The following is an 18,989-nucleotide window of genomic DNA, read 5'->3' as shown; positions in this document are numbered from 1 at the left end:
TCCGGGCCTCCCGTCGTTCATCCGCAGGTCTTGCCGCTCGCGGGCACCTTCCCGTCGAGCAGATAGGCGTTGACGGTCTTCGTCATGCAGGCGTTGCCGCTGTTGTACGCGCCATGGCCCTGCCCCCGGTACGTGACCTCGACGCCCACGCCCCGGCCGAGTTCGCGGGCCATCGTGCGGGCCCCCGCGTACGGGGTGGCCGGGTCGCCGGTGTTGCCGACGACGAGGACCGGCGCGGAGCCCTCGGCGCTCACCTCCGGGGTGTCCGTCCTGCCGTCGACCGGCCAGCCGGTGCAGGCGAGGAGGGACCAGGCGAGATAGTCGCCGAAGACCTTCGAGGCCTCGCGGAACCGTGGCAGCCGCTCCTTCACGTCGCTCACAGTGTAGCGCTTCTTCTCGTCGGCGCAGTTGATCGCCGTATTGGCCGCGTTGATATTGCTGTAGCGGCCCTTGTCGTCGCGGCCGGACATCGAATCCGACATCGCGAGCAGCAGATTGCCCTTGCCGAGCGTCAGCGCTTCCTGAAGGCCCAGCGTCAGGTATTTCCAGCTGTCCTCGGAGTACAGCGCGGCGGCGATACCGCCGAGCGCCCCGCCTTCCGTGAGCTTGCGGCCGCTGTCGGTCTCCAGCGGCTTCTTGTCGAGCTTCTTCAGCAGCGCGACGATCTTCTCGGCGCCCGCCTCGGGATCGTCGCCGACCGGGCAGGCGAGCCCCTTCCGGGCGCAGTCCCGGAGGTAGTTGTCCAGCGCCAGCTGGAACCCCCTGGCCTGGGCGAGGGAGCCCTGTTCGGTGTCGGCGGACGGGTCGACCACGGCGTCGAGGACCGCGCGGGCCACATGCCGCGGGTACAGATGGGCGTAGACGCCGCCGAGTTCGGTGCCGTAGGAGATGCCGAAATAGGACAGTTTCCGGTCCCCGAGCACCTGCCGCATGAGGTCCATGTCCCGGGCGGCGCTGACGGTGTCCACATGGGGGAGCACCTTCCCGGAGCGCCTTTCGCATCCGGCGATGTATGTCCGCGCGTCCGCGGTCGCCGCCTTGATTTCGGCGGCGTCGTCCGGAGTGCCGTCCACCGCCTCCGCGGCGTCGATCTCCTTGTCGCTCCGGCAGGTCACGCCCTCGCTTTCGCCGACCCCGCGCGGATCGAAGCTCACCAGGTCATAGCGTGCGCGCAGCTTCTCGTAATCCCCGCTGAAACCGGGCAGGGAGGAAACGCCGGAGCCGCCGGGTCCGCCGAAATTGAACACCAGGGAGCCGATCCGCTTCCCCGGTCCTGTGGCCTTCGCGCGGATCATGGCGAGGCGAAAAGTCTCTCCGTCCGGCTTCGCCCAGTCCAGCGGCACGGTGAGGCCGGCGCACTCCCAGTCGCCGCCCGGCGCCTTTCCGGTGCCCTGCCGCGCGGTCGGCGCCGCGCACTCCTTCCAGCGCGGCTTCTGGCCCGTGAGGGAGCGGGGCAGGCCGGAGGAGCCCGGGGGCGCGGCCGGGGCGGTGGCGGAGGAGCCGGACGTCGGGGTGGCCGACGCCTTCCCCTGGTCCTTCCCCTGGCCGTCGCAGCCCGCGACGGCGAGGAGGGCGGCCACGGCGGTCGCGGAGACCAGCGCCCTGGTCCGTATGGTGCGGAGGGAACTCGACATGGTCGGTGATCCTATGAGGATGGTATGAGCGGGAGTGTGCGCGCTTGTTCTCCATACCGTCACATCGGCGGCACCACGGCTAGGTGCAGACCTTGCCGTTTTGCGGGACCCGGCCGTTCAGCAGATAGGCGTTCACGGTCGTGCGCACACAGCGGCTGCCGCTGTCGTACGCCCCGTGTCCCTCGCCCTTGTAGGTGAGTTCGACGCCGACCCCGGGCCCGAGTTCGTCGGCCATCTTCCGTGCCCCGGCGTACGGGGTGGCCGGGTCGCCGGTGTTGCCGACGATCAGGATGGGGGCGGCGCCGCGGGCGCTGACATCCGGGGTGGTCCAGGCGCCGCGGACGGGCCAGCCGGTGCACTGGGTGAGGCTCCAGGCCATGAAGTCGCCGAACACCGGGGACGCCTCGCGGAAGGCGGGCAGCTTCCGCCGGATGTCGGCCAGGGTGTAGCGCTGTTTGAAGTCGGCGCAGGTGACGGCGTTGAGCGAGGACTGCAGGGTGCTGTAGTCGCCGTTCTCGCCGCGCCCGTTCATGGCGTCGCCCAGGGCCAGCAGGATCCCGCCGTCGCCCTGCTGGGCGGCCGCGATCCCCTGGGTGAGGTACGGCCAGAAGTCCCGTGAGTACAGGGACTGCGCGACGCCTCCGTCGGCCAGCGACTGGGTGAGCTTCCGGTTGCCGCTGCCCGCCACCGGATGCCGGTCCAGGCGCTTCAGCAGGGCCTGGATCCGTGCCTGGGTCGGGCAGCCGGCCCCGGCGGTGGGGTGGCACCCCTTCAGGTAGTCGCCCAGCGCCAGCTGGAACCCCTTCGCCTGGCCGAGGGCGCCCTGCTCGGGGTCCTGGGCGGGGTCCACGACCCCGTCGAACAGCGCCCGGCCCACCTTCTTGGGGTACAGATGGGCGTAGACGCCGCCCAGTTCGGTGCCGTAGGAGACGCCGAAGTAGTACAGCTCGCGGTCGCCGAGGACGCGGCGCATCACCTCCATGTCGCGGGCGGCGTTGGTGGTGCCGACGTACGGCAGCACCGCGCCGGACCGCTTCTCGCACCCGGCGGCGTAGCCCTTGACCCGGTGCAGCAGGGAGGTCACCTCGGCGGAGTCGTCCGGGGTGGCGTCGGCCGCGTAGAAGGCGTCGAGCTGCCGGTTGCCGAGACAGCGCACCCCCTTGCTGCGGCCGACCCCGCGCGGATCGAAGCTGACCAGGTCATAGCGGGTGCGCAGCTGCTTGTAGGTGCCCGCGAGGGCGGGGAGCGTGGTGACGCCGGAGCCGCCGGGGCCGCCGAAGTTGAAGATCAGGGAGCCGATCCGCTTGCCCGGCCCCGTGGCCTTGGCGCGAATCATCGCGATGCCGATGGTGGCGCCGCGCGGCTTGCTGTAGTCGAGCGGGACGTGCAGGGTGGCGCACTGCCACTCCCGGCCCGGGGCCTTGGTGGTGGCCCCGTCCTCGCTGTCGGAGGGGACGGGGCAGGCGGCCCAGTGGAGCTTCTGGCCCGCGGTGGTGTCCGGCCGTCCGGGGTCGCCGCCGCATCCGGCGGTGGCGGCGAGCAGCAGGGCGGCGGCGGACAGCGCACCGGTGCGCAGGGGTCGGGACACGGCGGCTCTCCCTGGGTGGCGGCGTACCGCCATCCTGCGGGCCCCGGCGGGGTCGCGCGCGCACAGCGCGGGCGTACGGGTGAGGCCGGCCCTGGCGCCCGACCGGCGGGCCTACAGCGACTCGCGGCGGGTGAGGTGGGTGAACGCCACCCAGCCGGGCAGCACCGGCAGCCAGAAGACCATCAGCCGGAACAGCAGCACCGCGGGCGCGGCCGTCTCGTACGGCAGCCCGGCGAAGGTGAGCCCGGCGATCAGGGCGGCCTCGACGGCGCCGACGCCGCCCGGGGTGGGCGCGGCCGACCCCAGGGCGTTGCCCGCGAGGAAGACGACCGCGATGCTCGCGTAGCTCAGCTCGCCGCCGAACGCGCGGATCGACGCGTCGAGGCACATCACGTTGGCCGCGGTCAGCAGCAGCATGCCGCCGATGCCGGCGAGCAGCTTCCTGGGTCGCTGGAGCACGTCCAGCATGCGCGGTACGACGCCCGCGAACAGCGACCGCACCCGGGTGGAGACGAACTTGCGCAGGGCGGGCACCGCGGTGACCACGAGGGTCAGCACGGCGCCCGTCAGCAGCCCGGCGATCACGGTCCGGGACGGGGAGAGCGTCGGGGTGCGCTCGGTGCCGGTGATGTAGCCGAAGATGGCCAGCAGCACGATGTGGCTGGCCAGACCGAACAGCTGCGAGGCGCCGACGCTGGCCACCGCGAGCCCGGACCGCACCCCCGCGCGCTGCAGGAAGCGGGCGTTGAGGGCGACGCCGCCGACCGCCGCGGGGGCCACCAGCTTCACGAACGAGGCGGCGACCTGGGCGAGCACCGTGCGCCCGAAGGGCACCTTCTCGGGGACGAAGCCGAGCAGGCTCAGGGCGGCCGCCACATAGGTGAGCGCGGAGAAGGCGAGCGCGAACACCACCCAGATCCAGTTGGCCTCGCCGACCAGGGCGCCCAGCTTGAGGTGGGTGAACTGGGACAGCAGGAAGTACGCGGCGAAGGCGCCCGCGCAGAAGCTGACCAGGGTGCGCGGCTTGATGCGCTCCAGCCGCACCGGCTCGATCGGCGCCTGCGGCCGCACCAGCAGCACCTGGCGGCGGATCTGGGCGAGCAGATCCTCCTCGCGGGCCTCCTCCAGGGCCTCGTCGAGCGCCCGCTTCTCGGCCTGTTTCTCGGCCTTGGCCGTCTTGCGGTCGCTGACGGCCGGTTCGGCCCTGCGCCCGTCGTCGGCCTCGCCCCGGGCCGCCTCCTGGGCCTCCTCGGCCTCCCGCGCCCTGGCCTCCTTGGCGGCCCGGGACGCCTCCAGCACCGCTTCCCGCTGCCGCTGGGCGCGCTCCCGGGCCAGCTGGCGCAGCGTCGCCCGGGTGGCCCGGCCCAGGGCGAGGGGCTGCAGCAGGGGGAGACTGTCGGCGACCGCGTCCGGGCCGATGACGTCGACCGCGGCGGCCACGGAGCGCTCGGCGCCCACCCGCAGCCCCAGGGTGGTCAGCAGCTGCGCGATGTCCATCCGCAGCACCACGTCACCGGCCGCGATCTCGCCGCCGCTCAGATCCGTCAGGATGACCGCGCCGGAGCGGTCGATCAGCAGGGCGTCGCTGTCCAGCCGCCGGTGGGCGATGCGCCGTGACTGGAGCGCCTGCACCTGGTGCCAGGCCCCGGCCAGCAGCTCGTCCGTGATCGCCTCGTCGGGCAGGGCGTGCAGGGGGCGGCCGCCGATGTGCTCGTAGACCAGCATCACGGCGTCCGGGCCCAGCTCGGAGGTGGCGATCAGCTTGGGCGCGTTGGCGCCCGCCGCGATCGCCGCGTACGCGAGCAGCGCCTCCTGTTCCAGCGCCTGGCGCAGCGACTGGAGGCTGCGCGGCGGGGTGATCGTGCGCAGTGTCAGCCGCTGCCAGACGCTGTAGAAGAAGCCCTGGGCCTGCTGCTCGCGGTCGACCACGGTGACGTCCAGCGGCGGCCCGTCCTCCAGGGTGACCAGATAGCGGCGGCCCCGGTCGCTGTGGTTGCCGTGCTCGTCGACGGCCTCCTCGGCGCGGGCCGCGCTGACCGGGTTGAAGCCGACCCGGCGCAGCCCGGCGAGCAGGTGCTGACCGGTGGGCCGGACGTTGGGGGAGCCGACGGCGTAGAGCGTGCCGTAGGCGACGGTCCAGCCGATGAGCACCGTGACGATGATCGAGAACGGGGTGGTGTAGCCGCCGACGAGCACCGCGAAAGCGTCGAGCAGCAGCACGCCCCACATGGCCACCCGCCAGCGGGGGCGGCGCGCCATGCCGACGGCCGTCATATAGGCGATGACGGGGGCGAGGTAGCCGTGCACGGGATCGCTCAGGGCGCCGCCGGGCGCGGGCTGGGTGAGGGCCTCACGGATCGAGTCGGGCGCGGCTCTGGCGACCCACAGATCGGTGGCCAGGGAGATGCCGTGGGCGAGGACCGCGGCCAGGACGCCGTCCGCGATCCGCAGCCCGTCCCGTTTGATCAGCCGCTCGATCGCGAACGCCACCGGCAGGACGAGCACGGCGATGCTGGCCGTCAGCCCGGCGAAGTCGATCATCAGCGGGGGCGCCTGGTTGGCGCCGTGGCCGATGTCCTTCTCCAGCCCCGCGGTGGTGCCGTGCGCGAAGGCCGCGACGGCCAGGACGATGCCGATGCCCAGCGCGCCGAGCAGCAGCCGCATCAGATCCGAGGGGCGGTGGACCCGGGCGGGCAGCAGCGGCTCGTCGCCCGAGACCCGTTCGTTGTGCCCCTGCGGGCCGTCGGAGCCGCCGTGGTCCTCCGGCTCTTCCCAGCCGTCGGCGCCGCCGTGGTCATGGGGGCCGTGCGGACCGTCGGAGCCGTCCGAGCGCGGCAGCGCCTCAGGGGTGCGGGCCTCCTCTTCAGGAGGCTGCGCACCCTGCTGCTTCGCCGTCTCTTCTTGATCTCGTATCACCAGTCACCGCCCGGAAGATGGTGGCATGCCCGGGCTGCGGAGGAGGGCATCAGGGTGCATTTCGGGGATGTGAGCCTCGGATCGTACGCCCTGTAGTGCGTTCCCGCACAATGGGTGATCGAACCCCCACCGCCGTCCGCGGAACCTTCGACGGTACTGCGCGGGCGGTGTCGGTGGCGTGGGGCAGGATGGGCGGGATGAGCCGGGAGAGCGAGGAGCAGCGGGACGCCGACGAGCTGCCCGCGTACGCGGAGCGGGTGCTGGACGTCGCCGAGCTGATCCCGCCGGGCCGGGTGATGACCTACGGGGACATCGCCGAGTGGCTGGAGGAGGGCGGCCCGCGCCAGGTGGGGCGGGTGATGGCCCTCTACGGGGGCGCCGTGCCGTGGTGGCGCGTGGTGCGCGCGGACGGCGCGCTGCTGCCCGGCAGCGAGCTGCGGGCGCTGGACCACTACCGCGCGGAGGGCACTCCGCTGCGCGAAGCGCCGCGCTCCGCCGAGGGCCATGTGCCGAGGATCGACATGCGCCGGGCCCGCTGGGACGGAGTGGAGGGCGCCGAGGGCACGGAGGGCGCCGAGGGTGCTGACGCCGCGGCGGGATAGAGGTTGTCCACAGCCATTCGGGTGACGCGCCATGGCACATGAGACGCTGTGCGGCACCCAGCCAACCCACCAGGACCGGCGATCCACGTGAGTTCCTCCTCCTCGTCCCTGCCGCGGCAGCGGCGCGGGCGGCAGCCGCATCCGCGGCAGCCGTCACCGGGCACGTACCGTCTGGTCCGCCGTCGGCCGGATCCGGTGGTCTCTCCTGTCCTGGACGCACGGCAGCGCTCCGTGGTTGAGCACGAGGGCGGTCCGTTGCTGGTGCTCGCCGGGCCGGGCACCGGAAAGACCACGACGCTGGTGGAGGCCGTCGCCCGGCGGGTGCGCGAGGGTGCGGACCCCGAGCGCCTCCTGGTGCTCACCTTCAGCCGCAAGGCCGCCGTCGAGCTGCGCGACCGGATGGCGGCGCGGCTGGGTGGCGCGAGGGGGCCGCGGGCCACCACCTTCCACTCCTTCTGCTACGCGCTGGTCCGCGCCCACCAGGACGTCGACCTGTTCGCCGATCCGCTGCGGCTGCTGTCAGGGCCGGAACAGGACGTCGTCGTACGGGAACTCCTCGCCGGGCAGGCCGAACTGGAGCGCGCGGGGCGCGCCTCGGTCCGCTGGCCCGACGATCTGCGCGCCTGCCTGACCACCCGCGGCTTCGCCGACGAGGTGCGCGCGGTGCTCGCCCGCAGCCGGGAGCTGGGGCTCGGCCCGCGGTCCCTGGGGGAGTTCGCGGCCCGCACCGGGCGCCCGGACTGGGGCGCGGCGGCGGCCTTCCTGGCCGAGTATCTGGACGTGCTGGACGCCCAGGGGGTGCTGGACTACGCGGAGCTGGTGCACCGCGCGGTGCTGCTCGCCGAGCGGCCGGAAGGCACGGCGGAGCTGGCCGCCCGCTATGACGCGGTGTTCGTGGACGAGTACCAGGACACGGACGTGGCCCAGGGGCGGCTGCTGCGCGCGCTGGCGGGCGGCGGAAGGACGCTGGTGGCGTTCGGCGACCCCGATCAGTCGATCTACGCCTTCCGGGGCGCCGATGTGAACGGCATCCTCGGCTTCCGGGACGCCTTCCCGCGCGCGGACGGCCGCCCGGCGCCCGTGGAGGTCCTCACCACCTCGCGCCGCTCGGGCGCCCGGCTGCTCGCCGCGACCCGGCTCGTCACCGGCCGGATGCCGCTCACCCGCCTCCCGGCGCACGCCGTGCGCGCCCACCGGGAGCTGAGGGCGGCCCGCGACGGGGGCCGCGTCGAGGTGTTCACGTATCCCACCGCGGGCGCCGAGCTGGACAACGTCGCCGACATCCTGCGCCGCGCCCATCTGGAGGACGGGGTGCCTTGGAGCGAGATGGCCGTCCTGGTGCGCGCCGGGGGGCGCTCGCTCCCGGGCCTGCGCCGGGCGCTCACCTCCGCCGGGGTGCCCATCGAGGTGGACGGTGACGACATCCCGCTGCGCCACGAACCCGCGGTGGCCCCCCTGCTGACGGCGCTGCGGGCCGCCGCCACGGCCGCGCTGCCCGGCTCCGGCGGACTGTCCGCCGCCCTCGGCGTCGAGACCGCCCTCACCCTGCTCACCTCGCCGCTGGGCGGCATGGACGCCGCCGATCTGCGGCGCCTCGGCCGCGCCCTGCGCGAGGAGGAGCGGGCCGCGGGCCACGCCGTGCCGCGCCCCTCCGACGTCCTGCTCGCCGAGGCGCTGGCCGCGCCCGAGCGGCTGGCCGTCCACGACCCGGCGTACGCGCGCGGCGCCCAGCGGCTCGGCCTGCTGCTGCGCGAGGCGCTGGAGGCGCTGGCCGGCGGCGGCACCGCCGAGCAGGCGCTGTGGGAGCTGTGGGACGGCACCCCCTGGCCCGGGCGGCTGGAGGGCGCGGCCCAGCGCGGCGGGAGCGCCGGGCGCAACGCCGACCGCGACCTGGACGCGGTGTGCGCGCTGTTCGAGACCGCCGCGCGCGCGGAGGAGCGCACCGGCGGCCGCGGCGCGCTCAACTTCCTCGACCAGCTCGACGCCCAGGACATCGCCGCCGACACCCTCTCGCGCCGCCTCGCCCGGCCCGACGCCGTGCGGCTGATGACCGCCCACCGCTCCAAGGGGCTGGAGTGGCGCCTGGTGGTGGTCGCGGGCGTCCAGGAGGGGCTGTGGCCGGATCTGCGGCGCCGCGGCTCGCTCCTGGAGGCCGACCGGATCGGCCGGGACGGGCTCGCCGAGCCGCTGACGCCGGGCGCGCTGCTGGCCGAGGAGCGGCGGCTGTTCTACGTGGCGGCGACCCGCGCCAGGGACCGGCTGGTGGTCACCGCCGTCAAGGCGGCCTCCGAGGACGGCGACCAGCCCTCCCGGTTCCTGACCGAACTGGGCGTCACCCCGGTCGACGTCACCCAGCGGCCGCGCCGCCCGCTGTCGGTCGCCGCGCTCGTCGCCGAGCTGCGCGCCACCACCGTCGACCCGGACGCCTCGGACGCCCTGCGGGAGGCCGCCGCGCAGCGGCTGGCCCGCCTCGCGGCGATGCGCGACGAGGACGGCCGGCCGCTGGTCCCCGCGGCCCACCCCGCCGGCTGGTGGGGCCTGTACGAGCCGACGCACAGCGAGGTGCCGCTGCGCGACCGCGACCGGCCCGTGGCGCTCTCCGGCAGCGCGCTCGACCAGCTCGTCAACACCTGCTCGCTGCAGTGGTTCCTGGGGCGCGAGGTCAAGGCGGACGCCCCGTCGACCGCCGCCCAGGGCTTCGGCAACGTGGTCCACGTCCTCGCCGACGAGGTGGCCTCCGGGCGCACCCCGGCCGATCTCGCGGTCCTCATGGAGCGGCTGGACTCCGTATGGGACGCGCTCGCGTTCGACGCCCCCTGGAAGTCGCGGCAGGAGAAGGAGCACGCCCGGGCGGCCCTGGAGCGCTTCCTGCGCTGGCACGTGATGGAGCGCGGCGGCCGCACGGCGGTCGCCTCCGAGCACGGCTTCGACGTCACCCTCGAGGCCGACGCGTACCAGGTACGCATCCGCGGCAGCATGGACCGCGTCGAGGCGGACGCCGAGGGGCGTGCGTACGTCGTCGACTTCAAGACCGGCAAGCAGCCCGTGACCCGAGGTGAGGTCGCTCACCACCCTCAGCTGGCGGTCTATCAGCTCGCCGTGCGGGAGGGCGCGGTCGACGGCCTGTTCGGCGGCGAGCGGCCCGAACCCGGCGGCGCGGAGCTGGTCCAGCTGCGGCAGGGCGCCGCCAAGAAGGAGGGGGGCGAGACCGTCCCCAAGGTCCAGGCCCAGGACCCGCCCGAGGGGGAGTGGGTCGGCGAACTGCTCGCCACCGCGGCCGGTCGCGTCCTCGACGAGCGCTTCGCGCCGAGCACCGGGGCGCACTGCGAGCGCTGCGCCTTCCGCGCCTCGTGCAGCGCCCGCGCGGAGGGCCGCCACGTGGTGGAGTGAGGGACCGGCTGTCGGTGGCGACCGATAGCCTCACTGGAGTGTCAGCCCGCATCACCGATCCCGAGGAGCTCAAGGAGCTGCTCGGGATCCCGTTCACCCCGGAGCAGACGGCGTGCATCACCGCGCCGCCCGCCCCGCAGGTGATCGTCGCCGGAGCGGGCTCCGGCAAGACCACGGTGATGGCCGCGCGCGTCGTCTGGCTGGTGGGCACCGGCCAGGTCGCGCCCGACCAGGTGCTGGGCCTGACGTTCACCAACAAGGCCGCGGGCGAACTGGCCGAGCGGGTGCGGAAGGCGCTGGTCAAGGCGGGCGTCGTGGATCCCGACCCGGATCCGGGGGCCGCCGAGGAGGCCGCGGGCGAGCCCGGCATCTCCACGTACCACGCCTTCGCCGGACAGCTCCTCAAGGAGCACGGGCTGCGCATCGGACTGGAGCCCAGCGCCCGGCTGCTCGCCGACGCCACCCGCTTCCAGCTCGCCGCGCGCGTGCTGCGCACCGCCCCCGGCCCCTACCCGGCGCTCACCCGCCCCTTCGCCGACCTGGTGACGGACCTGCTCGCGCTCGACGCCGAGCTGGCCGAGCACCTGGTTCCCGCGAAGCGGCTCCACCGTCACGACACCGAGCTGCTGGACACCCTCGACGGGGTGAAGCTGACCAACGACGCGCTGCGCAAGGTGCCCGAGGCCGCCCGCGCGCGCCGTGAACTCCTCGGGCTGGTCGAGGAGTACCGCGCCGAGAAGCGCCGCCGCGATCTGCTCGACTTCGGCGACCAGATCGCGCTCTCCGCCACCCTGGCCGGCACCGGCCCGGAGGTCGGCCGGATCCTGCGCGAGCAGTTCGCGGTCGTCCTGCTGGACGAGTACCAGGACACCTCCGTCGCCCAGCGGATGCTGCTGTCCGGTCTGTTCGGCGGCGGCACCGGACACCCCGTCACCGCCGTCGGCGACCCGTGCCAGGCCATCTACGGCTGGCGCGGCGCCTCGGTGGCCAACCTCGACGACTTCCCGGCGCACTTCCCGCACCGGGACGGCAGCCCCGCCCGCCGCTACGCGCTCAGCGAGAACCGGCGCAGCGGCGGCCGCCTGCTCGACCTCGCCAACGGGCTCGCCGCCCCGCTGCGCGCGATGCACCAGGGCGTCGAGGCGCTGCGCCCCGCGCCCGGCGCCGAGCGGGACGGCCTGGTGCGCTGCGCGCTGCTGCCCACCCACGCCGAGGAGCTGGCCTGGCTCGCCGACTCGATCGCCCATCTGGTGCGCACCGGCACCCCGCCCGGCGAGATCGCGGTCCTGTGCCGTACGGCCGGTGACTTCGCCGAGATCCAGGGCGCACTGGTGGAGCGTGACGTTCCGGTGGAGGTCGTGGGCCTGTCGGGGCTGCTGCACCTGCCCGAGATCGCCGACCTGGTGGCGGTCTGCGAGGTGCTGCAGGACCCGGGGGCCAACGCGGCGCTGGTCCGGCTGCTCACCGGCCCGCGCTGGCGCATCGGCCCCCGCGACCTGGCCCTGCTCGGCCGCCGCGCCCGCGCGCTCGTCTCCCACGGCGGCCCCGGCGGCGCGGAGGACGACCCGGACCGGCGGCTCGCCGAGGCCGTCGAGGGCGTCGACCCGTCGGAGATCATCTCGCTCGCCGACGCCCTCGACACCTTCCTGGACTCCGGCGGCGGCCGGGACGACGGGCTGCCGTTCTCGGCCGAGGCCCGGGTGCGCTTCGCCCGGCTCGCCGCCGAACTGCGCGAGCTGCGGCGCTCACTGGCCGACCCGCTCATGGACGTCCTCCACCGGGTGCTGTCCACCACCGGTCTGGAGGTGGAGCTGTCCGCCTCGCCGCACGCCCTGGCCGCCCGCCGCCGCGAGACGCTGGGCAACTTCCTGGACGTCGCCGCGTCCTTCGCCGCGCAGGCGGGCACGGCCGTGGACGGCGAGGCCACCCTGCAGTCGTTCCTGGGCTTCCTGAAGACCGCCGCACAGTACGAGAAGGGGCTCGACAACGCGCTCCCCGGTGGCGAGAACACGGTCAAGGTGCTCACCGCGCACAAGTCCAAGGGCCTGGAGTGGGACGTGGTGGCGGTGCCCGGGCTGGTCGCGGGGCGGTTCCCCAGCGAGCAGAGCCGCGAGTCCTGGACGGCGAACGCCCGGGTCCTGCCGCACGCCCTGCGCGGCGACGCCGACACCCTCCCGCAGGTCACCGCCTGGGACGCCAAGGGGCTCACCGCCTTCAAGGACGCCATGAAGGAGCACCAGCGGACGGAGGAACTCCGCCTGGGCTACGTCACCTTCACCCGGCCCCGCTCGCTGCTGCTCGGCTCCGGACACTGGTGGGGCCCGTCGCAGAAGCGCCGCCGCGGCCCGTCCTCCTTCCTGGAGGCGCTGCGCGCGCACTGTGAGGCCGGCTACGGCGAGGTCGAGGCGTGGGCGGACGAGCCGGAGAAGGACGCGGAGAACCCGGCCCTGCGCGAGACGGCCGCCGACCGCGCCTGGCCGCTCCCGCTCGACCCCGGCGCCCTGGCCCGCCGCCGCCGGGCCGCGGATGCGGTCCTGGCCCACCTCGCCCGCCTGGAGGCGGCGGACGGCCCGTATGCCGACGCCCCGCACGAGCCGGTTCCGGACGAGGACCCGGCGTGGCCGGAGCCGCCGGACGACGTGTACCCGTACGAGGACGAGGAGGCGTACCCGTACGACGAGGCGTACGACGACCCGTATCCGTACGAGGAGGACCCCCCGGACCCGGGCGGCGATCCGTACGACGCCCCGTACGGCGACCCGCACGACGCCGGGCCCCCCTACCCCGGCGCGCGTCCCGGGCCGGACGCCGGCCTGGCCCCCGAGGAGGCGCGGCTGGCCGACTCCTGGGACCGCGATCTCGACGCGCTCGCCGGGGAGCTGCGGCGCGCCCGCGCGACCGTGCACGAGGTGCCCGTACCGCAGACCCTGACCGCCACCCAGCTGATGCGGCTCGCCGCCGACCCGGACGGCTTCGCGCGGGAGCTGGCCCGCCCCATGCCGCGCCCGCCGCGGCCCGCCGCGGCCCGCCGCGGCACCCGCTTCCACGCCTGGGTCGAGTCCCGCTTCGAGGCGCTGCCGCTGCCGTTCCTCGGCCCGGACGAGCTGCCGGGCGGCGAGGACGACGAGCCGGAGATCGCGGACGAACGGGAGCTGGCGGTGCTCAAGGAGGCGTTCGCGCGCACGCCGTACGCCCGGCGCACCCCGTACCGCGTCGAGGTGCCGTTCCAGCTGACCCTGGCGGGCCGGACCGTGCGCGGCCGGATCGACGCCGTCTACCGGGAGCCCGCGGCGGGCGCCGGGGGCGGCCATGGCTACGAGATCATCGACTGGAAGACCGGCCGGTCCAAGGACGCCGACCCGCTCCAGCTGGCCATCTACCGGCTGGCCTGGGCCGAACTGCACGATCTGCCGCTGTCGGCGGTCTCGGCGGCGTTCCTCCACGTGCGCAGCGGGGAGATCGTGCGCCCGGCGGAGCTGCCCGGCCGGGCGGAGCTGGAACGCATTCTGACCGGCGAACCGGAGCCCGAGACGGCCGACGGCGAGGCCGAAGATGTCGTCAAGGCTTTCACCGACGTCGAACCATGACCGAGGGCGACCGCGGATGAGCGGCCCGGAGACCGGGGGCTCTCGTCCTTTCGCGCGCCGGATAGGCTCACATCCATGAGCACCACCCCGGACACGGACAACGCCGTCCGCGCCTTCGTCGCCCGCGAGTACGCCGCCTTCCTCGACGAGCTGGGCGCGTGGCTGCGCATACCCTCCGTATCCGCCGACCCCGCGCGCGCCGGTGACCTCCGCCGCAGCGCCCAGTGGCTCGCGGCGCACCTCACCGCGACCGGCTTCCCGGAGGTCGAGATCTGGGAGACGCCCGGCGCCCCGGCGGTGTTCGCCGCGTGGCCGTCCGGCGACCCGGAGGCCCCCACCGTGCTCGTCTACGGGCACCACGACGTCCAGCCCGCCGCCCGCGAGGACGGCTGGCACACCGACCCGTTCGACCCGGTCGTCAAGGACGGCAGGCTGTACGCGCGCGGCGCCGCCGACGACAAGGGGCAGGTCCTCTTCCACACCCTGGGGGTGCGCGCCCATCTGGCCGCGACCGGCCGCTCCGCGCCCGCCGTCAACCTCAAGCTGCTGATCGAGGGCGAGGAGGAGTCCGGCTCACCGCACTTCCCCGAGCTGATCCGGGCGCACGCCGGCCGGCTCGCCTGCGACACCGTGATCGTCTCCGACACCGGCATGTGGTCCGAGGACACCCCGACCGTCTGCACCGGCATGCGGGGCCTCACCGACTGCCAGATCGACCTGTACGGGCCGGACCAGGACATCCACTCCGGCTCGTTCGGCGGCGCGGTGCCCAATCCGGCCACCGAGGCCGCCCGGCTGGCCGCCGCGCTGCACCACGACGACCGCACGGTGGCCGTCCCCGGCTTCTACGACGGTGTGCTGGAGCTGACCGACCGCGAGCGCGAGCTGTTCGCCGAGCTGCCCTTCGACGAGGCCGGCTGGCTGCGCACCGCGCATTCGCACGGTCTGCTCGGCGAGGCCGGGTACACCACCCTGGAGCGGATCTGGGCCCGCCCGACCGCGGAGGTCAACGGCATCGGCGGGGGCTACCAGGGGCCGGGCGGGAAGACCATCGTGCCGTCCACCGCCCGGCTGAAGCTGTCCTTCCGGCTGGTGGCCGGTCAGGACACGGAGAAGGTCCAGCAGTCCGTACGGGAGTGGGTCGCCGCGTCCCTCCCGGCCGGGATCCGGCACGAGATCACCTTCTGGGGCGCGACCCGCCCCTGCCTGACCCCCTTGGACCACCCCGCCCTCCAGTCCCTGGTGCGGGCCATGGGGCGGGCGTTCGACCAGAAGATCCGCTTCACCCGCGAGGGCGGATCGGGACCGGCGGCCGACCTGCGGGACGTCCTGGGCGCCCCGGTGCTCTTCCTGGGCATCTCGGTGCCGTCCGACGGCTGGCACGCGCCCAACGAGAAGGTCGAGCTGGACCTGCTCGTGAAGGGCGCCGAGACGGCCGCCCACCTCTGGGCCGATCTCGCGGAGAATGGACCCGTATAGCCCTCACATGTCCGTAAACCACCCGTTTCGCAGGGGAAGTTGGAAGCAGCCGTGACCACCTGGACCGAGCGCGCCGCCACCCGGCCGATCACGCTCAGCGCCCCGAGCGGCGTCGACCGCGCGGCGCACCACCGATTGGACGAGGCGTGGCTGGCCGCGGCGTGGAGCCACCCGACGACGCGGGTCTTCGTGGTCTCCGGAGGCCAGGCCCTGGTCGACGACACCCCGGACGGCCGCACCGAGCTGGTCATGACGCCGGCCTTCGAGGCCCCGCCCACCGAGACCCACCGCTACTTCCTGGGCACCGACGAGGACGGGGTGCGCTACTTCGCGCTGCAGAAGGACACCCTGCCGGGCCGCATGGACCAGTCCGCGCGCCCCGCGGGGCTGCGTGAGGCGGGCGCGCTGCTGTCCGAGCGCGACGCGGGGCTGCTGGTGCACGCGGTCGCGCTGGAGAACTGGCAGCGGCTGCACCGCTTCTGCTCCCGCTGCGGCGAGCGCACGGTGATCGCGGCGGCGGGCCACATCCGCCGCTGCCCGGCCTGCGGCGCCGAGCACTACCCGCGCACCGACCCGGCCGTGATCATGCTGGTGACGGACGAGCTGGACCGGGCGCTGCTGGGCCGTCAGGTGCACTGGCCGGAGGGGCGCTTCTCGACGCTCGCGGGCTTCGTGGAGCCGGGGGAGTCGATCGAGCAGGCGGTCGTCCGCGAGGTGGCCGAGGAGGCGGGCGTCCGGGTCGGGGAGGTCGAGTACGTCGCCAGTCAGCCCTGGCCGTTCCCGTCCAGCCTGATGCTCGGCTTCATGGCCCGGGCCACGTCCTCCCTGATCCAGGTGGACGGTGAGGAGATCCACGAGGCGCGCTGGTTCTCCCGGGACGATCTGCGCACCGCGATCGAGTCCGGCGAGGTCCTGCCCCCGTCCGGGATCTCGATCGCGGCGCGGCTGATCGAGCTGTGGTACGGCGAGCCGCTACCGCGCGGCTGACCGCCGTTTCGGGCCCGGTTACCGACCTGTCAGGCCCCGACCTTGGCCTTCACCTGGGCGAGGGAGGGGTTCGTCAGGGTCGAACCATCGGGGAAGAGAACGGTGGGAACCGTCTGGTTGCCGCCGTTCGCCTTCTCGACGAAGGCCGCGGACTCCGGGTCCTGCTCGATGTTGATCTCGGTGTACGTGATCCCCTCGCGGTCCATCTGGCCCTTGAGCCGGCGGCAGTAGCCGCACCAGGTGGTGCTGTACATCGTCACAGTGCCGGACATCGGTCTTCGCTCTCCTCGGGGTCGTGTCGTGGTGGGCACAAGGTGAACGTTCACCTTCCGCCGCTCATTCCCGGCGTTCATATGACCGCATGGTCACGGCTGTGGACAACCGGCGCGGTGGTCCCGGGGGACCTGGCAGCATGGCGGGGTGACACCAGCAACGCACTCCACTCTCTTCCCGCAGGTCTCCACGCCCGGCGCCTACGAGGCCACGCCGCGTGACGCCGACGCGGTGCTCGAGGGGCTCGACCCCGAGCAGCGCGAGGTGGCGACGGCCCTGCACGGGGCGGTGTGTGTGCTGGCCGGGGCGGGCACCGGCAAGACCCGGGCGATCACCCACCGCATCGCCTACGGGGTGCGGGCGGGCATCCTCCAGCCCGCCAGCGTGCTGGCCGTCACCTTCACCAACCGCGCGGCGGGCGAGATGCGCGGCCGGCTGCGGCAGCTCGGCGCGGGCGGAGTGCAGGCGCGCACCTTCCACTCGGCCGCGCTGCGCCAGCTCCAGTATTTCTGGCCCAAGGCGGTCGGCGGCGAGGTGCCGCGGCTGGCCGAGCGCAAGGTGCAGCTGGTGGCCGAGGCCGCCGCGCGCTGCCGGGTCCGGCTGGACCGCAACGAGCTGCGGGATGTGACCGGCGAGATCGAATGGTCGAAGGTCACCCAGACCGTGCCCGAGGACTATCCGGCGGCGGCCGCCAAGTCCGGCCGGGAGGCCCCCCGCGACCCGGTCGAGATCGGCCGGATCTACGCCGGGTACGAGCAGCTGAAGCGCGACCGCGGCGTGATCGACTTCGAGGATGTGCTGCTGCTCACGGTCGGCGTACTGGAGGAGCGGCCGGACATCGCGGATCAGGTGCGCCGCCAGTACCAGCACTTCGTGGTCGACGAGTACCAGGATGTCAGCCCGCTCCAGCAGCGGCTGCTGGAGCTGTGGCTCGGCGAGCGGCAGAGCCTGTGCGTGGTCGGCGACGCCAGCCAGACCATCTACTCCTTCACCGGCGCCACCCCCGACCACCTGCTGGACTTCCGCACCCGGCACCCCGGCGCCACGGTGGTCAAGCTCATCCGGGACTACCGCTCCACCCCCCAGGTCGTGCACCTGGCCAACGGGCTGCTGTCCCAGGCCCGCGGCCGGGCCGCGGAGCACCGGCTGGAGCTGGTCTCGCAGCGCGACCCGGGCCCCGAGCCGGTCTACACCGCCTATGCCGACGAGCCCGCCGAGGCCGAGGCCACCGCCCGCCGGATCCGCGAGCTGATCACCCCGGCCGGGCAGGGCGGCGCCGGCGTCCCGCCCAGCCAGGTCGCGGTCCTCTACCGGGTCAACGCCCAGTCCGAGCTGTACGAGCAGGCCTTGGCCGACGCGCAGGTGCCCTATCAGCTGCGCGGCGCCGAGCGGTTCTTCGAGCGGCCCGAGGTCCGCGAGGCGGGGATGCTGCTGCGCGGCGCGGCGCGCGCCGGAAGCGCCGACCCGGTGCTGTCCGACGAGGACGTGCCGTCCCAGGTGCGGGCCGTGCTCGGCACCCGCGGCTGGACGCCCGATCCCCCCGCGGGCTCCGGAGCGGTCCGTGACCGCTGGGAGTCGCTGGCCGCCCTGGTGCGGCTCGCCGAGGACTTCGTCCGGGGCAGGCCCGGGGCCACCCTCTCCGATCTGGTGGCGGAGCTGGACGAGCGGGCGGCCGCCCAGCACGCCCCGACCGTGGAGGGTGTGACGCTCGCCTCACTCCACGCCGCCAAGGGCCTGGAGTGGGACGCGGTGTTCCTGGTGGGGCTGACCGAGGGCATGATGCCGATCACCTACGCCAAGACCGATCAGCAGATCGAGGAGGAGCGTCGGCTCCTCTATGTGGGCGTCACCCGGGCCCGCCGCCATCTGAGCCTGTCGTGGGCGCTCTCGCGGACGCCCGGCGGCCGCGCCTCCCGCAGGCCCACCCGCTTTCTCAACGGGCTGCGGCCCGGCTCCGCGGCGCCCGCCGCCCGGATGCCCGGCGGGGGCGGCGGAATCGAGCGCGGCACCGGCCCGGGGGCACCGGTGCGCAAGCGGCGCGCCCCGGTGCACTGCCGGGTCTGCGGCAGGACGCTGACCGACGCGGGCGAGATGAAGCTGATGCGCTGCGAGGACTGCCCCTCGGAGCTGGACGAGGCGCTGTACGAGCGGCTGCGTGACTGGCGGGCCGAGCAGGCCGGGCTGCTGGGCCAGCCGGCCTTTTGCGTCTTCACCGACAAGACCCTGCTCGCCATTGCCGAGGCCGTGCCGGGAACCGAATCGGAGCTGTCCGGCATCCCCGGTGTCGGAAGACGGAAACTCGGCAGGTTCGGCGCCGACGTTCTCGCGCTGTGCGCGGGCCGGGAACTGCCCTCGGCGCACGACGGTGACGAGGGCGTCGAGGGCGAGGGAACCCAACCGGGTGACCCTGCGGAAAACTCGACGGAAAAATAGTTTGCGCGCGCGGACGGCATACCCATAGCCTTCCGAGCACGGAGACAGCGGCCCTTCCGGGAACCGAGGAATCCGTGTTGTACTACGTAAGTCCGGACCG

Annotated in this window: 10 protein-coding genes; 6 read left to right on the top strand and 4 right to left on the bottom strand. The window is 74.1% G+C overall.

Annotated elements, in window-relative coordinates; all coding sequences use genetic code 11:
- Nucleotides 1-17 precede the first annotated feature (17 nt).
- From ABZ562_RS13350 to ABZ562_RS13340, 3 genes are all read right to left on the bottom strand, one after another.
- Nucleotides 18-1,634, bottom strand: a complete 1,617-nt coding sequence (locus ABZ562_RS13350; protein ID WP_361477552.1) for an alpha/beta hydrolase — start codon at nt 1,632-1,634, stop codon at nt 18-20.
- 79 nt (nt 1,635-1,713) lie between these two features.
- Nucleotides 1,714-3,222: an alpha/beta hydrolase gene (locus ABZ562_RS13345; protein ID WP_361477549.1), complete on the bottom strand. Its 1,509-nt coding sequence runs from the start codon at nt 3,220-3,222 to the stop codon at nt 1,714-1,716.
- Between the two features lie 111 nt (nt 3,223-3,333).
- The gene (locus ABZ562_RS13340) at nt 3,334-6,138 is read right to left on the bottom strand and encodes a flippase-like domain-containing protein (RefSeq protein ID WP_361477546.1); all 2,805 of its coding nucleotides are present in this window, start codon (nt 6,136-6,138) and stop codon (nt 3,334-3,336) included.
- 197 nt (nt 6,139-6,335) lie between these two features.
- On the opposite strand from ABZ562_RS13340, the gene ABZ562_RS13335 reads away from it, so the two are divergent.
- The 5 genes from ABZ562_RS13335 (at nt 6,336) to nudC (ending at nt 16,183) form a co-directional block, all read left to right on the top strand.
- Complete coding sequence (locus ABZ562_RS13335) at nt 6,336-6,740, top strand: MGMT family protein (protein WP_361477543.1); 405 nt, start codon at nt 6,336-6,338, stop codon at nt 6,738-6,740.
- A gap of 87 nt (nt 6,741-6,827) precedes the next feature.
- Nucleotides 6,828-10,130, top strand: coding sequence for an ATP-dependent DNA helicase (locus tag ABZ562_RS13330; RefSeq protein ID WP_361477540.1), 3,303 nt, complete (start codon nt 6,828-6,830; stop codon nt 10,128-10,130).
- 38 nt (nt 10,131-10,168) lie between these two features.
- Nucleotides 10,169-13,717: a UvrD-helicase domain-containing protein gene (locus ABZ562_RS13325; RefSeq protein ID WP_361477537.1), complete on the top strand. Its 3,549-nt coding sequence runs from the start codon at nt 10,169-10,171 to the stop codon at nt 13,715-13,717.
- Nucleotides 13,718-13,792: 75 nt separating this feature from the next.
- The gene (locus ABZ562_RS13320) at nt 13,793-15,196 is read left to right on the top strand and encodes a dipeptidase (RefSeq protein WP_361477534.1); all 1,404 of its coding nucleotides are present in this window, start codon (nt 13,793-13,795) and stop codon (nt 15,194-15,196) included.
- Between the two features lie 51 nt (nt 15,197-15,247).
- The gene (nudC, locus tag ABZ562_RS13315) at nt 15,248-16,183 is read left to right on the top strand and encodes an NAD(+) diphosphatase (protein ID WP_361477531.1); all 936 of its coding nucleotides are present in this window, start codon (nt 15,248-15,250) and stop codon (nt 16,181-16,183) included.
- A gap of 29 nt (nt 16,184-16,212) precedes the next feature.
- Here nudC and ABZ562_RS13310 read toward each other — a convergent pair whose 3' ends face one another.
- Complete coding sequence (locus ABZ562_RS13310; RefSeq protein ID WP_176180757.1) at nt 16,213-16,455, bottom strand: mycoredoxin; 243 nt, start codon at nt 16,453-16,455, stop codon at nt 16,213-16,215.
- Between the two features lie 148 nt (nt 16,456-16,603).
- Between ABZ562_RS13310 and ABZ562_RS13305 the strand changes: the two genes are divergently transcribed.
- Nucleotides 16,604-18,889 (top strand): ATP-dependent DNA helicase UvrD2, encoded by a 2,286-nt coding sequence (locus ABZ562_RS13305; RefSeq protein ID WP_361477528.1) that lies wholly within the window; start codon nt 16,604-16,606, stop codon nt 18,887-18,889.
- Nucleotides 18,890-18,989: the final 100 nt, after the last annotated feature.

This window comes from Streptomyces sp. NPDC019937 (assembly GCF_040631655.1).
Lineage (GTDB): Bacteria > Actinomycetota > Actinomycetes > Streptomycetales > Streptomycetaceae > Streptomyces.
Note: the sequence above shows the minus strand (reverse complement) of the source record. Positions and strands in the feature narration are given on the sequence as shown.